Origin of the sequence: Parabacteroides goldsteinii (assembly GCF_020091425.1) — a bacterium.
Lineage (GTDB): Bacteria > Bacteroidota > Bacteroidia > Bacteroidales > Tannerellaceae > Parabacteroides > Parabacteroides goldsteinii.
In genome coordinates, this window is the sequence record NZ_CP081906.1 from 1989678 (window position 1) to 2005125 (window position 15448).

13 protein-coding genes are annotated in these 15448 nt (G+C 45.9%); 2 read left to right on the top strand and 11 right to left on the bottom strand.

Going from position 1 to position 15448, the window contains the following annotated elements; translation table 11 throughout:
- Positions 1-8 precede the first annotated feature (8 nt).
- From K6V26_RS09235 to K6V26_RS09250, 4 genes are all read right to left on the bottom strand, one after another.
- Positions 9-1094 (bottom strand): efflux RND transporter periplasmic adaptor subunit, encoded by a 1086-nt coding sequence (locus tag K6V26_RS09235; protein WP_394373136.1) that lies wholly within the window; start codon positions 1092-1094, stop codon positions 9-11.
- Between the two features lie 32 nt (positions 1095-1126).
- Entirely contained in the window at positions 1127-2395 is a 1269-nt protein-coding gene (locus tag K6V26_RS09240; RefSeq protein WP_224265159.1) for a TolC family protein, read from the bottom strand.
- A gap of 107 nt (positions 2396-2502) precedes the next feature.
- The gene (locus K6V26_RS09245; RefSeq protein ID WP_010803108.1) at positions 2503-2967 is read right to left on the bottom strand and encodes a septal ring lytic transglycosylase RlpA family protein; all 465 of its coding nucleotides are present in this window, start codon (positions 2965-2967) and stop codon (positions 2503-2505) included.
- 23 nt (positions 2968-2990) lie between these two features.
- Positions 2991-4364: a cytochrome c peroxidase gene (locus K6V26_RS09250; RefSeq protein ID WP_046147103.1), complete on the bottom strand. Its 1374-nt coding sequence runs from the start codon at positions 4362-4364 to the stop codon at positions 2991-2993.
- A 251-nt stretch (positions 4365-4615) separates the two neighbouring features.
- Between K6V26_RS09250 and K6V26_RS09255 the strand changes: the two genes are divergently transcribed.
- Complete coding sequence (locus K6V26_RS09255; RefSeq protein ID WP_010803106.1) at positions 4616-5215, top strand: LemA family protein; 600 nt, start codon at positions 4616-4618, stop codon at positions 5213-5215.
- A 21-nt stretch (positions 5216-5236) separates the two neighbouring features.
- Entirely contained in the window at positions 5237-6235 is a 999-nt protein-coding gene (locus K6V26_RS09260) for a TPM domain-containing protein (RefSeq protein ID WP_224265161.1), read from the top strand.
- Positions 6236-6731: 496 nt separating this feature from the next.
- On the opposite strand, the gene K6V26_RS09265 is transcribed toward K6V26_RS09260, so the two are convergent.
- The 7 genes from K6V26_RS09265 to K6V26_RS09295 form a co-directional block, all read right to left on the bottom strand.
- Positions 6732-7220 (bottom strand): NADH-quinone oxidoreductase subunit NuoE family protein, encoded by a 489-nt coding sequence (locus tag K6V26_RS09265; protein ID WP_010803104.1) that lies wholly within the window; start codon positions 7218-7220, stop codon positions 6732-6734.
- Between the two features lie 3 nt (positions 7221-7223).
- Positions 7224-9014, bottom strand: a complete 1791-nt coding sequence (locus tag K6V26_RS09270) for an NADH-dependent [FeFe] hydrogenase, group A6 (RefSeq protein ID WP_224265162.1) — start codon at positions 9012-9014, stop codon at positions 7224-7226.
- A 39-nt stretch (positions 9015-9053) separates the two neighbouring features.
- Positions 9054-10847, bottom strand: a complete 1794-nt coding sequence (locus tag K6V26_RS09275; protein ID WP_007656769.1) for an NADH-ubiquinone oxidoreductase-F iron-sulfur binding region domain-containing protein — start codon at positions 10845-10847, stop codon at positions 9054-9056.
- A 24-nt stretch (positions 10848-10871) separates the two neighbouring features.
- The gene (locus K6V26_RS09280; RefSeq protein WP_007656771.1) at positions 10872-11270 is read right to left on the bottom strand and encodes a (2Fe-2S) ferredoxin domain-containing protein; all 399 of its coding nucleotides are present in this window, start codon (positions 11268-11270) and stop codon (positions 10872-10874) included.
- Positions 11271-11371: 101 nt separating this feature from the next.
- Positions 11372-12259, bottom strand: coding sequence for a serine O-acetyltransferase (locus tag K6V26_RS09285; RefSeq protein ID WP_010803101.1), 888 nt, complete (start codon positions 12257-12259; stop codon positions 11372-11374).
- 7 nt (positions 12260-12266) lie between these two features.
- Positions 12267-14486, bottom strand: coding sequence for a Kelch repeat-containing protein (locus tag K6V26_RS09290; RefSeq protein WP_224265163.1), 2220 nt, complete (start codon positions 14484-14486; stop codon positions 12267-12269).
- A gap of 11 nt (positions 14487-14497) precedes the next feature.
- Entirely contained in the window at positions 14498-15442 is a 945-nt protein-coding gene (locus K6V26_RS09295) for a hypothetical protein (protein ID WP_048315683.1), read from the bottom strand.
- Positions 15443-15448 lie beyond the last annotated feature (6 nt).

Below are 15448 nucleotides of genomic sequence, written 5' to 3' on the forward strand. Positions count from 1 at the left end.
TTCCTCGTTTACTTTAAAGCGTTATAAACCAAAAGAGCATTCCGGTCGATAATCCGGTCGCCCTCTTTCAGCCCGGTTTCCAGAAAACAGTACTTATCGGTCTGTTTGAATACCGTCACTTCACGGGGCTGCAACACATTGTCGCTGCCTATCCCCACAACAAAATGACGACCGTTCTCAAATATGACGGCACGGGCCTCCACACGGGGCATCACCTTCCCGTTCGCATCAGTCTGCACATAGACATTGGTGAACATGCCAGGTTTCAGCAGGTAATCTTCATTCTTCAACTTAACCCGTATGCTCATTGTTTTGCTCTCGCTATCCAGCATATTATAGACCTTGTCAACCGTTCCGGTAAACTCCCTGTCCCGGTAAGCCAGTGTCGTTATGCGGACTGCCGCTCCTTCGCCAACCCTGCTGATATCGCTCTCGTAAACATCAGCCATCACCCAGACGTTATCCAATCCCGAAATCGTGAACAACTCCTCCGTCTGGTCTGAACGTATCTGCATATTGCGGCTTACATTCTTCCCGATAACGAAACCGGAGACAGGCGATTGTATCTCATAAGTAGAATTACCCGTAATATGGTAGATAGCATACACTTCGTCAATCCGCTTCTGCTCGGCCCGGGCATTTGCCGCTTCCTGCTCTGCCTGAAGGACATCACGTTCGGAAGCCATTCCGCTGTTGAACATATCCCGTGTAGCTTCCAGATTGCGGTCGGCAAGTATAATCTGCTGCCCCGCCTCCTTGCGCTGCTTCTCGTAATCAGCCACTTCGCTGCTATGGATAATGGCGAGTATATCTCCTTTCTTTACATAGTCGCCCATCTCGACATTCACCTCCGTGATATTTCCTCCGAAGATGGGATAGACACGCGCCAGTTGTTCCGGATTGAAACCGACACGCCCATTCAACAGCAACTCATTGCTCAGGGGCATCTCATGCACAGTCTCGACCGAAACCACTTTCTGCAAACTGTCGGTCAACATCAAAGGTGCCGGCGCTTCCTCCTGCCCGCCTGTTTTCCTACCGCACCCTATCAGTAACGGCAACAACAGCATCCATACAATACAATTCTTTTTCATTCTATTTCTCATATCCTTATATTCAATATTCATTAATAGCTGAACACGTCGCTGCCCGTCACGGTATTGACTTCCTCCATGGCGAGGAACACATCTTTCTCCGTCTGGTAAAGTTGCAGGCAGGTTTCTTTATACGCCTGGTAATAGTCGATAAACTCCAGCAGGCTGATATTACGCTTTTGGTAGTTGCTGTTTACCCCCTCAATGATAGTCCCGAAGTCACGTTCCAGTTCAAAGTTGGAAGAACGATACAGTTTGACCGCCTTCTCCAGTCGTGCATAGCTGGTGAAAAGTTCCGTTTCCGCCTGCCGGCGGGCAAGTTCTTCCCGATTCGTGTTTTGCAGTACGGCAAGGCGGGCAGATTTGATATTCCCCTGATTGCGGTTGAAGACAGGAACCGAGATGCTCAGTCCTACGGCAAAGTAATTATCACAGAAGTTACCCGCCCTGTCATAAGACCCTTTCAGGCTTACTTCGGGAAAGGCCAGCGACTTTTGCAAGCTCACATTGGCACGTGACACCTGTATATTCGTCCGCGCCATCTTCATATCCGGTCGCCCGGCAAGCCGCTCCGACAGTTCCGCAAAAGGGACTGCCCCGGTATCCATCTGTTTCAGTACCGACGCATCGAAGACCAGCTCAAACGTCTCGTCTGCCTCCAACCCCAGCAGCAACCGCATATCCCCTTGCAAGGCGATAAGCCGGTTCAACGCATCATTCCTCTCCTGTTGCAGAGAAAGCAAAAGTGCCTGTATCCTCGACTTTTCGAGCAGGGAGATATTTCCTTTCTCATTCTGCTCCTTCATCGCTTCCAGCAGTCGTTCCAGGTAATCTATCTCCTTGTCATAGACCGAGAGTGATTTCCGGGTATAATAAATCTCAATGAATTTGCTGTTCAACTCGCTGCGCAACGTGCGTAACACCTCTTCAAACTGGTAGACCGCCATCTCCTTATTTAGCTTCTCTACCCGCACTCGCTTATTGCGTTGTCCTGCAATATAGATTAGCTGTTCAATTTCTATCACGGCTTCGCCTTCCTTCCCGACGTCGAAATACTTCCCGTTCAGACGGTTATAGACATTCTGCTCCAGCGAAATGACCGGGTTTTCAAACAACCTGGCCTGGATAACTCCAGCCTCGGCAATGTCGATATTATAACGCTCCGCAATCAGTTCGAGATTGCAGGTGGCAAAGCGCTGCCCAGCTTCCTGTAAAGTAAGTTTGACGGATTGGCCTTCTGCCCTGGTGACATAGCAGAATACCGGTAAGACAAGTAATAAAAGAATGAATCGTTTACCCATGTGCATCTCTTTTTTTTGAGCGCAAAGGTATAGGGCGGGGCGTTTTACGTCCCTACGTATCCGATTAGAATCCTCTTAGTTGAAATTAGAATTTGATTAGAACCGCTTCAATCATTTATTATCATGCGGTATGGAGGTTTAGGCATCATATCCTCCGTGGTAAGTGTCGGAGGAAATTTAGGATAGATAAGTTCCAGCCAGCGCAAATCTATAGGGCCGGGGACTTCTTCCACCCGTACACGGGCAAGCCCTTTCTTCTTAAATCCCAGTAGCTTTGCAGCGCCCGAGGATACGTCGATAATCCGCCCCTTACGGTGTGGACCGCGGTCGGTGACGCAGACTATCACGCTTTTCATATTCTCAAGGTTGGTGACACGCAGATAAGTACCGAAAGGATGAGTGCGGTGGGCGGCAACCATCTCGTCTTTGTCATGGATACGGCCGCTCGATGATTTCCGACCGTGAAAACGTTCGTGGTAATAAGAAGCAAGCCCCTCCTCCTGTCCCCATACGCCCCCTGTGCTTTGCAAAGCAATCAGCAGAAGAACGATATGGAACAAGCGGAAGGGCATGTGCATTATATAACTAATTTGTATTATTGAAGCAACTCTCCGTTATACTCGCCGGTCAACGTACCGAGGAACGCCACAATCTTCGCCGTTTCGGCATCCGAGATACGTTTTCCAATCTGGAACTCATGCATCACCTGGATAGCATCCTCTATTGTGGTTATCGAACCGTCGTGCATATAAGGCGTTGTTAGCATTACATTACGCAGTGTAGGTGTCTTGAATTTATGACGGTCAGCCTCGTTCTTGGTTACTGCCCAGCGTCCGTTGTCACCATCCGTCAAGCCAGTGCCGCGGTAATCGAAATAATTATCCTTGATACCCATATATTCATACGACTGTCCGCCCAAGTTCATACCGACGTGGCAAGTCGCGCACTTATTGTCTTTAAACAACTGGTAACCTTCCAGTTCCTCGGCTGTTAGGGCATTCTTGTCTCCTTGCAGGTATTTGTCGAAACGGCTCGGTGTAAGCAACGTCTTTTCAAACTCAGCGATAGCCTCCGTTACCGTCGACTGCGTAAATCCTTCAGGGAATACTTCAAGGAAGCGTTTGCTCAACTCCTTGTCTTCAGCCAGCTTGGCACAGATTTCGTCAAATGAAGCGCTACCCATTTCCACTGGGTTCAAAGGAGGTCCGGCAGCCTGCTCTTTCAGGTCGGCAGCACGTCCGTCCCAGAACTGCACGAAGTTGAGTGCCGCATTATAAACGGTCGGTGCATTCACTCCGCCGAACTGGCCATGGATACCTTCCGAGAACTGCTTGCGGTCTACTCCGGCCGTATTCAATCCGTGACAAGTGGCACACGAAACCGTGTTATCACCCGACAGGCGTGTGTCGTGATACAAATCAAATCCTAAAGCAACCTTAGCCGAATCGGTCGGGATAGCAGCCATCAACGGTTGAACCGGTTCATTGGCAAACTCTTCTGCTACGGTAGGCGATACATAATTGTTCTTACGGACATCTTTCGCCCAAGCGATAATGACCGCTTTTTCGTCGTCATTCAGGCTGGTTCCCCAGTGCACTGTGTAATATTTGGCTGGGGGCATCGAACCGCTCAGGGCAGTGTTCTCCACTTTCGCCAAATCGACTTCCGACACAGGCTGTCCGTTATCCAGTGCTGTTAACATCGCTGTAAGGTCCAGATAATGTGTACCTTCTTTCATATCAGCCTGCACAACCGGACCGATAACCGGCAACTTTCCATAAAAAGGAACATTTGCGGTAGCCGAGTGACATTCCATACATCCGTTGTTACGGATAATCGAAGCTACCTGTTTTGCCTTGTCGCCCTCATGTTTCTTGTACTCATTGGATGAGCACGAAGGCATTGTCAAAGCCAACGTAAGCAGTCCGGCAGGAAGTACCGCCATCTTACTAAAACTAGTGTTACGCATAATTATTGGTTGTTTGAGATTTGTTTCCTGCAAAAGTAGATATATTTATTAAGATATCTTCACAAGATTGATAAGTTTTATTTATGGCGAGATAGGCTGTGTCTATATTATTTTGTCTGCAATGATTCTCCCATTGGTACAATACGGATAAATTTCGTCCCAAACGATAATTGTGTAAAACAGTTTCTTCTCCTCTCCTGTTTTTTATATAGCTTTGCAACACTATGTATAACAATTAAAGCAAAAAGAAAATGTTTAAGAACAAAGCTTTGTGGATCACAATTGCCATTATCGTGGTACTTTTATTTGCCGGTTACTCCTGGGTAAAAGGCACTTACAACACAATGGTTACACAAGATGAAGGAGTAAAAACTGCCTGGAGCCAGGTGGAGAACCAATACCAGCGCCGTATGGACCTTATTCCTAACCTGGTAAATACAGTCAAGGGATATGCAACGCATGAAAAGGAGACCCTGGAAGGTGTGGTAAGCGCCCGCGCCGAGGCGACCAAAACAACCATCGACCCATCCAACCTGAACGAAGAGTCGATGAAGAAATTCCAGGCTGCGCAAGGGGAACTGAGCAGTGCCCTCTCCCGCCTGATGCTCGTTATCGAACGTTATCCGGACCTGAAAGCCAATCAGAACTTCTCCGAATTGCAGGCACAGCTGGAAGGCACAGAAAACCGTATCTCGGTAGAACGCAAGCGCTTCAACGAAACGGCGCAGTCTTATAATACCTATATCCGCAGTTTCCCGACCAATATCCTGGCCGGTATGTTCGGTTTCCAGCCGAAAGCCTATTTCAGTGCGGAGAGCGGTGCGGAGAAAGCTCCGAAAGTTGAATTCTAATCCGATAAGTTCAGGTAAAGGATGAGAAATCTGAATAGAATACTAACGGGTAAACGTCTGCCGGCTCTATGGCTGGCAGTCTTGCTACTCGTATCCCTTTTCCCGTTACATCTCTCTGCGGCAAAAGATTATACAGTCGAAACGATACCTAACGTACGTCTTTCCGACCGGAATAATCACGTGAGCAACCCCGACGGAATCATACAGCCTCAGGATGTCGACCGCATCAACCGCCTGTTGCAGATTGTAGAAGACAGCCTGGGAATAGAAGTTGCCGTCGTTGCCGTCGAAAGTATCGGCGATAACGATGCCCGCATGTTTGCCACCGACCTGTTCCAACATTGGGGATTGGGAAAAAAGGACAAAGACAACGGACTCCTGATACAACTTGTTACCGAACCTGCGCAACGCTCCGTCGTTTTCGAGACCGGTTACGGCATAGAAGGAGTCCTCCCGGATGCAATCTGCTATCGTCTGCAACAGAGATATATGATTCCGGACCTGAAAGCGGGTGAGTATAGTACCGGTATGCTGAAAGGCGTAGCCGCCGTAAAGCAATACCTGATGGCAAGCGATTATGAGCGTGCCGCCATGACGGGAGGAAACACTAGTAGGCAGTCGGAAGACGATAATCTTTTCCTGTGGTTATTCATGATTATGATGATTGTATTTCCTGCCGGAATCTTTATTCTTATCTCCTTCCTCAAATACCGTCCCCGTATCTGCCCCCGTTGCGGACAAAAGACGTTGGTATATGTCGGCCAGCAAGTTATACAGCGGGCTACTTACCAGTCGGAAGGACTGGCAGAAGATACGTACCGTTGCAAGAATTGCGGTTATACCGAAAAGAAAAACCGGAACATCAGCCGGCTAAGACGTAGCACAGGCCCTGTCATTATTGGTGGTGGTGGCGGACGAGGCGGAGGCTTCGGAGGTGGTTTCGGTGGCTTTGGCGGTGGTGGTGGCGGTTCCTGGGGCGGAGGTCGCTCGGGAGGTGGCGGTTCCATCAGCCGTTTTTAAATGAAAAGTCCCTAACTTCTAAGGCATAGGTCTGGACAAACTAATATAAAGGTCAGGACTCACTAATACCAAGGTGTACAGGATAATCGATTATGGTGTACACCTTGGCTAACTACCCTGTACAGCCTACCGGAGTAAGGTGTACAGGGTAATTTTACGTTGTTACTACTTTTCAATTAGTTTCTATGCTTCTTTGAGATAAAAAATAAAGGGAAACGAGCTAGTTGTTAACTACTCATTTCCCTTTTATATAAGTAAATATTTCTCTCTACACAAAAGTTTCCGGATTTTATCTGCCATCTGTCATATTCACTCGTATACAACTGTCTATAAATCACTTACAGCATTGCAAATAAAAGTTCTATTTGCAATATCGTCTGTCATCTGTCATCCGGTGAAGGCTTATTCCTACAACTACTTCTGCCTTGCCATCTGTTGATAATAAAGCGCTCATGCATACAAGTGAACCTGCAAAGACTTTTGAACGAAAAAACTCTTATTCTTCGCGGATATAGTATTCCGACAGGATATCCCGTACCTTTTCCGGTGTAATTCTTCCGTAGACTTTACCTCCTATCGTCACCACGGGAGCCAGTCCGCAAGCCCCGACACAACGCAGGCAGTCCAGAGAAAACAAACCGTCGGAGGTGGTCTCTCCTATCTTGATTTCCAGTTGACGCTGAAATTCGTCCAGTACTTTCTCGGCTCCCCGCACATAACAGGCGGTTCCCAGACAGACGGAAATCGGGTATTTTCCTTTCGGAGTCATGGTAAAGAACGAATAAAAGGTGACTACACCATACACACGGGATACAGGAATATGCAATTCGGCCGCTACCATTTCCTGCACTTCACGGGGAAGGTAACCGAAGATTTCCTGTGCTGCGTGCAGGATATTGATTAGCTCGCCGGGGTCGTTGTCATGCTCTTTGCAGATGGCATGCAGTTCGTTTACTTTCGGTTGGGGCAAATGTATCTTTTCCATGGCTTATTCGTCTTTATCAGTTTCCAAAAACATATTGACTACTTCTTTGCGGTCGAAGTAATGAGTATGCAGTAATTCATGCGCCTTTGGTCCGTAAGGTTCGCCCAGGTATTCTTTATATAACTGCTGAATATACGGATTCTCATGGCTTTTGCGGAGCGGTTTGCTTTCGTCTTCGCTGTAAAGGGCGGCTGCACGTTTACGCAAAACATCCATCCTTCCCTGATGGAACGGTTGGCCGCCACCTCCGATGCAACCACCGGGGCAGGCCATTATCTCGATAACATGATAAGGAGACTTTCCGCTTTTTACTTCTTCAACCAGTTTACGGGCATTACCGAGACCGTGGGCGATACCTATCTTCACAGGAACGCCGTCAAAGTTAATCGTTCCGCTACGGATACCTTCCAGTCCGCGCAATTCCTTAAACTCGATTCGTTCGAGCGGCTTCTTCGTATATAGTTCATAGGCTGTACGGCAGGCAGCTTCTATAACTCCCCCGGTAGTTCCGAAGATAACTCCGGCACCGGTCGATTCGCCGAGAGGATGGTCGAAGTCGCTGTCGGGAAGTTCGTTGAAGTTTATATTGGCATAACGAATCAGACGGGCCAGTTCACGGGTATAGATGGAAATATCTACATCCGGATTCCCTTCTACGGCAAACTCCGGACGGCTGGCTTCATATTTCTTTGCCAGGCAAGGCATAATGGAGACAACAACTATATCTTTACGGTCTACTCCCAGCTTTTCTGCAAAATAACTTTTGGCTATGGCTCCGAACATCTGTTGCGGACTTTTGGCTGTAGACAGATTATCACGCAACTCCGGGAAGTGCTGCTCGACAAAGCTGACCCAACCGGGACAGCAACTGGTCATCATCGGTATTTTCACTTCTTCATCCCCTGAAAGATATTTGCTGAGACGCTGAAGAAGTTCCGTTCCCTCTTCCATAATGGTCAGGTCTGCCGCAAAGTCTGTATCAAAGACGTAGTCAAAACCTAGCTGGCGAAGAGCCGATACCATCTTTCCGGTAACCAGTGTGCCTGGCTCACAGCCGAAGTCACGTCCGAGAGCGGTGCGTACAGCCGGAGCAGTCTGGGCTATCACAATCTTAGCCGGATTAGCCAATGCATCCAATACGGGCTGCTGGGTATTACGGCCGCTCAGGGCATTTACCGGACAGACGGAAACACATTGTCCGCAATAAGAACAGGTACTTCCGGCGATATCACGCTCAAAGGCTGTAGACACGGCTGCGTTGAAACCACGGTTGACGGCCGTCAAGGCTCCTACTGTCTGAATATTGTTACACATCGTTTCGCAACGGCGGCACATGATACATTTATTCATGTTACGGACGATGGAAGGAGAACGGTCTATCTCAAAGGTGGATTGTTCTCCCTGATACCGTATTTCACGGATACCCAGGTCGTGGGCTATTGTTTGCAGTTCGCAATATCCGTTGCTGCTACAGGTAAGGCAACCGGCCGGATGGTTGGACAGAATCAGTTCCATCACTGTCTTCCGGGCATTCATTACCCGGGGAGTATGGGTCCTTACAACCATTCCTTCCGTACATTCCATCTTACAGGACGGGGCCAGGTTACGGCGACCTTCAATTTCCACTACACAAATACGGCAGGCGCCGGGATTGTTCTCGTAATGCAAATCTTCGAGTTTCATATGGCAAAGTGTCGGGATACGGATTCCCATGCTCTTTGCTGCATCGAGGATGGTAGTACCTTTCGGGACTTCCACTTCTCTGTTATCTATTGTTAGTTTTATGTTTTTCATATCTTTTCTGTCAACTGTCAATTATTCACTGTCAACTATTTAATGTACGTAAATAGCGTCGAACTTACATTTCTCTATACATGACCCGCAACGGATACAAACATCCGAGTCGATAGTATGGGGAACCTTCCGGCTGCCGGTAATGGCATGTACCGGACAGATTCGGGCACACATCGTACAGCCTTTGCATTTCTCCGGATTGATAAAGTACTGGGTAAGTTCGCGGCACTGGTGGGAAGGACAACGTTGTTCATCGACATGTGCCAGGTATTCGTCATAGAAGTTATCCATGGTGGAAAGGACAGGGTTCGGAGAGGTCTGTCCCAGTCCGCAGAGAGCGGTATCCTTTATAACCATGGCCAGGTTACGCAGTTTATCGAGGTCTTCGAGAGTTCCTCTGCCCGATGTAATCTTTTGCAGTATCTCATGCAACCGTTTGTTTCCAATCCGGCAAGGGGCGCATTTGCCACAGGATTCTTCCACGGTGAAATCCAGATAGAACTTAGCCATCGCTACCATACAATCGTCTTCATCCATCACAATCATACCGCCCGACCCCATCATGGAACCGGCCGCTATCAGGTTATCGTAGTCGATCGGCAAGTCCAGATGCTTTTCTGTAAGACATCCGCCGGAAGGACCTCCGGTCTGTACGGCTTTAAATTTCTTTCCGTCTTTTATTCCCCCGCCGATACCGAATATCACCTCACGAAGCGTCGTTCCCATCGGGACTTCAATCAGACCGACATTGTTTACTTTTCCAGCCAGGGCAAAGACCTTGGTTCCTTTACTCTTCTCCGTTCCTATCCTGCTGAACCATCCGGCTCCTTTCAGCAGGATAACGGGGATATTGGCGTAGGTCTCCACATTATTTACATTGGTCGGACAACCTTTATATCCATGTTCACTGGGGAATGGCGGTTTAACTGTGGCTTCACCACGTAACCCTTCCATACTATGTATCAGGGCTGTTTCCTCTCCGCAAACAAAAGCACCGGCACCATAACGTATCTGGATATCGAAAGAGAAGTCTGTACCAAATATGTTTTCTCCTAAGAAGCCATATTCCTTTGCTTGTTGTATCGCTATCTTTAAACGTTCTACGGCTAGCGGATATTCGGCCCGGATATAGACAAGTCCTTTACTGGCACCGGTACAGTATCCGTTGATAGCCATCGCTTCCACAATGGAATGCGGGTCGCCTTCCAGGATAGAACGGTCCATGAACGCTCCCGGATCGCCTTCATCGGCATTGCAGACTACATATTTCTGCGGAGCCTGCACCTTGCGGGTAATCTGCCATTTGAGTCCGGTAGGGAAACCACCGCCGCCTCGGCCCCGCAATCCGCTATCCAGAATCTCTTTAATCACTTCATCGGGCGTCATCTCGGTCAGGGCTTTTCCTAAAGCTATATAACCGTCGCGGGCAATGTATTCGTCAATGTTTTCGGGATTGATAAAACCACAGTTACGCAAGGCTATACGCAATTGTTTTTTATAGAAGTTGATGTGTTTGGAGTCGAGTATCTGTTCGTTCGTTTCGGGGTTTACATAAAGCAGCCGTTCTACTTTACGTCCTTTTATCAGATGTTCGTTTACAATATCGTTTGCATCTTCGGGAGTAACCTCCACATAAAATGTATTATCCGGAATCAGTTTCACTACCGGACCTTTCTCGCAAAAGCCGAAACAACCGGTACGGATTACCTGCACACTCTCCTGCAATCCGTTCTCCCTGACAGCCTCTTTCAGATTTTGAAGTATGAGTTCGCTTTGTGATGCACGGCAGCCTGTACCGCCGCACACCAGAATATAGTTGCTATATTGTGCCATTATGTAAGTATTTGTATTGGTTTGTTATTCAGGTCCGACCGCGTTGTAGTTGACCGGTATGATGTCATCCAGCAAAATTCCCTGTTTGATGTAACAGGTTATAATCTCGTCAACTTTGGCTTTGTTGACACGACCAAATACGATCGGTTCTTTGCCGGGAACAGTAATCTCCACTGTCGGTTCTGCATAGCAATACCCCATACACCCGGTTTGAGTGACCAGGGCATCTACACGTTCCCGGTCAAGAGCTTCAATAAAATAACTCATAACTTCTTTGGCTCCGGCTGCAATGCCGCAGGTTGCCATGGCAACCTTTATCTGAACCATCTGCTCGGGATTGTTACTTTTCTCGCGTAAGTCGAGGGAAGCGCGTAAAGATTCGCGCATCTTCCGAAGGTCATCTAACGTTTTTACTTTGTTCATCATCGTACACATTTAAGGCATTATTACCACATGGGTATGACGCAAACATACGTATTTCTGTTTAAATTACGGCTGTGTTTTATCCTAAAAATAAAAAAGATTTACTTGTCTTCCACCGCTCGGGTTTGAAGGACTTTGGAGTTTGGCGGCACACTGTGGGTTAGCCAAATGTTACCGCCTATCACTGAACCTTTTCCAATCGTAATACGTCCCAGAATAGATGCATTGGAGTAAATAGTCACATAATCTTCAATGATCGGATGGCGGGGAACGTCGATAGGTAATCCTTCTTCATCCAGTGTAAAGTTTTTGGCTCCCAAAGTAACTCCCTGGTACAAACGGACGTGATTACCTATAATGGCTGTTTGTCCCACCACGATACCGGTACCGTGGTCTATACTGAAATATTCTCCAATCTGCGCCCCCGGATGAATATCGATACCAGTCTCGGAATGGGCCATCTCCGTGATAATACGGGGCAACACAGGGACGCCCAACTTTAATAATTCATGAGCAACCCGTTGATGAAGAATAGCATGTACAGCCGGATAACAGAAGATTATTTCGCTAAGGCTCTTTGCTGCCGGGTCACCATCCAGAATAGCTTTGACATCTGTTGAAAGCAGATATTTAATATGAGGTATCTTATTTATAAAGTCTATCGCAATCCGGGATGCCCGGTCCTTTGAATCGCAGCAACGGTCTACTTCAAAGCACAAACCATTATATATCTGTTCGTGGAGCAAATCATAAATTTGTTCCAGATATACCCCTGTATAATATTGAATAGAATCAACCTGTGCCTCCTGCTCGGAACCGAAGAACCCCGGAAAGATAACTTTCCGAAGCAACAACATAACTTCCCGAAGCGAAAGAACAGAAGGCGATGGCTTCTGATGCAGCGGAATATATTTATACTCCGGCAGATCGGAAGCCGACAAACGTTCTACGTTTTTTTGTATCTGGTTTAAGATGTCAGTCCTGTTCATGTCGATTCTATTTTTGCGGTACATCCCATAAAGGATCGTACGTTTTCAAATAAGAAGAATAATAATTGATTAAGAAAATGTATATGGTATCATTCAACAAGAATATCCTATAATCGACAGGTGTATTAGTCAACTTTTTAGGGAAACTGGACATTTTGGACCAGTCCTTCGTTGTCAAATTAAAACGCCAAATAACACCACCATTGTCTATATAGTATAAGCAATCTTTGAACAAAACACCTGAACAAACATTTTTCATCTCAGGCGGAGTCTCTGCTAACCGAGTCCAGTTACTCCAATTACCAGAAGTATTAATCCACAATCCCCGTTCATCCGGACCATCTTCCGGTTTATTGCCGAGTCCGACGAATACACTATCACCAGAAGTAATAGAAACGCCAGCCTTTATAGGAACCGGGAAATTTCCACAACCGGCCCATTCCTGATTGATCATATCATACCGATATATGGTATCCCGCACAGCCAGATTGCTTTCACCAAGACTTTCTCCTCCGATTAAGATGATTGAATCTTTATAAACAAAACTTGTCGGAAAGATACATTCCATCTTCTTATCACTTTCCAATGAAGCAAACTGAGTCCAAGTATTACTACTATAAGTATACAATTCAGTATACCACCTGGCACTTGTAATACCAGCTACAGCGTAAACATTATCATCCTGTGTACAGACTGAAACACCATACGCACTCTCTTTATAAGAAGCCAAAGCGGCCCATTTATTTTCACTCGGACTATAACCGTAAAGATCTTTAACATACCCGGTACCAGAAGATCCTCCCAAAACATATATCTGATTATTCGCACAGAATGTAGCAAACTCAACACGTCCGGTTCCTGGGAAAGTAGCCAGATCATTTCCAAATATTGAAGGAGTAGTAAACTTGACCTCATTACTTGGGGTATCACCTGATTCGTTGGTTGCATATGCCCTGAGATAATAATTCTTACCTCCCTTTATTCCTTCAATAGAAATATTAAATTTCTTATCTTCATCAAGATCAGCAGTGGTAAACTCTTTTTTCCCTTCATAATTTTTCGGACCAGGGGCAGAGGTAGAAGAATAATAAATAGCTAATTTAGTCACAGGTGTTTTCCCTTCACTTTGCAATTCTCCACCAATAGTAACAACTCCTGTATCTATAACATAAGTTGAAGGATCATTGAGAAATATAGTCGGGAGATCTCTCTTCGTTACAACTCTGATCGTATCATTACTGTATCGTGTTCCGAAAGCATTTGTTGCATAAGCAATAACATAGTAATTTGTTGCCGCTTTCAAGTTCTCTATCCGAGCTTCAAAGAAGTTATCATCCCCCAAGGAAAGGGCTTGAACTGTACTATCTTCCTCAATATTCGGTCTTCCTGGCGTTTTAATATCTGTTCCCCAGCAGAAACCGAACTCTTTAACAGCAGAATCACCTTCACTAATCAGTTGTGCTCTTAAATCTACATAATCATATGCAGCTTCTCCCTTGATACTAATACTGCCTAATTTAGGAAGGCCGTCTTTTGTTGTAAATTTTACTTTACCATCAGAACTGAATGTTCCAAATTTATTCTTCACATAGGCTTCTACAAAATACTCCGTATTGGGTTCCAATCCTTTAATAGTATATACTAAAACACTATCATCCCGAAGTTCTACACCTCTCTCCTTATTGAATGTCGTGTCTTTTTCCGCATTAAACAAACGAAAACCATAGTCTTCATAATCGCCTTCTCCTTTCTCCGCAATAATACCTTTTACATCTACCGAAGTAGCATCAACAGATTCATCATCAATAACCGATGTCTTAACCCTACCGGTACCAGGATTTGTATTGACTTTAATCGTATCTCCATAGCTGGTGCCAACTCCATTAATCGCATAAGGACATATCATGTAAGTTTCACCATCCGTCAGTTGACTTATCGTTAAGCTATATGTTCCTTTACCCTCTTTTTCTTCATCAGTAACTTTTCGGGTGTTGGAACTTTTTTCTTCCCAATACTGAAATCCGCGTTCAGTAACCGGAGAGCCATTTTCCTTCTTTATGGTAGCTTTAGCAAGAATCGTTGTCGCCGTCTTTGTAATGTCATCTCCACTAAACTTTTCAAACTCTGGTTTCAACGCATTTTGCAATCCGGTATTCATCTCCGGATCTTCCAAACAACCAAATAATAGTAAAGACAATATAGTTATTATAAAGTATAATTGTTTCATAAGCCTATCAATTAAAAGAATACACCAACACCTGCATTCAAATCTACATATTTAAAGTTCAAAGTATTACATCCGGCACTAACAAACACAGAACCGAATTTTACCATAAAGTCCAAGTCTACAACAACTCCTTCGTGAGAGTAATCTGTATTTTTAGCCCAGTCGTTTTTCTGTATACTAACATCATCCCAACTGGTCGTTTGATATTCACATAACAACTCCCGTTTACCATACCCCAAGCCGACAGAAGTATATAGCCAGGGAGTACATTTAACGACAAGACCGGCAGAGGCAGCTAAACTGTTCACTTTCTTTTCGTTTGTAAATCTCAAAGATGTGTTATCCGGATAACTTACAAATTCATCCGTTCCCCGGCATTCATAGGTGTAGTTATCAAATGACATATTGGTTTTAAAACGAGCGTACCAACCGAACCTTTCCCCGACACCTCCAACGGTTAACCCATAAGGAGCTTCAATTGAAAAAGCATAACCGACAAAGAACTTCATGGGTTCTCTCGGCTTTTTTTCTTTTGGGGGTATATAAGAGACTAGCTCCATCGGCCGGCGAAGTTCTTCCAGACGATTACTCCAACTTCTGGCACGTTCCTCATTAGCCTGCGTCCCGATGCCTTCCGTATAATAATGGATCAATTGCGATATTGCTGTTGTATCGCTCTCTATTGTCGCTTTGTCTCTCAGGCAATCAAAACATCGACTCATCAGACTACGCATGGAAGAACGCATCTTTTTATTGTTTTTCCATATAGTTGTCAACTGATCAATGCTATACGAATCACATTGTATGACACCCTCTTCATACCACATTGTCGCCATCCTGTAATCCTGACGCCTCATTGCCTCGTCGCCTTTTCTGTTATATTCAGTTTGTTGCTGTGCCATCATATATCCCGGCAACACTGCAACAAATAAGATAAATATCCAAAGTCTTTTCATAAATAC

Bases quoted from the DNA above. Each gene is read 5' to 3' on its own strand.
- K6V26_RS09235 (WP_394373136.1), bottom strand. From the start codon at position 1,094: ATGAAAAAGAATTGTATTGTATGGATGCTGTTGTTGCCGTTACTGATA.
- K6V26_RS09240 (WP_224265159.1), bottom strand. From the start codon at position 2,395: ATGGGTAAACGATTCATTCTTTTATTACTTGTCTTACCGGTATTCTGC.
- K6V26_RS09245 (WP_010803108.1), bottom strand. From the start codon at position 2,967: ATGCCCTTCCGCTTGTTCCATATCGTTCTTCTGCTGATTGCTTTGCAA.
- K6V26_RS09250 (WP_046147103.1), bottom strand. From the start codon at position 4,364: ATGCGTAACACTAGTTTTAGTAAGATGGCGGTACTTCCTGCCGGACTG.
- K6V26_RS09255 (WP_010803106.1), top strand. From the start codon at position 4,616: ATGTTTAAGAACAAAGCTTTGTGGATCACAATTGCCATTATCGTGGTA.
- K6V26_RS09260 (WP_224265161.1), top strand. From the start codon at position 5,237: ATGAGAAATCTGAATAGAATACTAACGGGTAAACGTCTGCCGGCTCTA.
- K6V26_RS09265 (WP_010803104.1), bottom strand. From the start codon at position 7,220: ATGGAAAAGATACATTTGCCCCAACCGAAAGTAAACGAACTGCATGCC.
- K6V26_RS09270 (WP_224265162.1), bottom strand. From the start codon at position 9,014: ATGAAAAACATAAAACTAACAATAGATAACAGAGAAGTGGAAGTCCCG.
- K6V26_RS09275 (WP_007656769.1), bottom strand. From the start codon at position 10,847: ATGGCACAATATAGCAACTATATTCTGGTGTGCGGCGGTACAGGCTGC.
- K6V26_RS09280 (WP_007656771.1), bottom strand. From the start codon at position 11,270: ATGAACAAAGTAAAAACGTTAGATGACCTTCGGAAGATGCGCGAATCT.
- K6V26_RS09285 (WP_010803101.1), bottom strand. From the start codon at position 12,259: ATGAACAGGACTGACATCTTAAACCAGATACAAAAAAACGTAGAACGT.
- K6V26_RS09290 (WP_224265163.1), bottom strand. From the start codon at position 14,486: ATGAAACAATTATACTTTATAATAACTATATTGTCTTTACTATTATTT.
- K6V26_RS09295 (WP_048315683.1), bottom strand. From the start codon at position 15,442: ATGAAAAGACTTTGGATATTTATCTTATTTGTTGCAGTGTTGCCGGGA.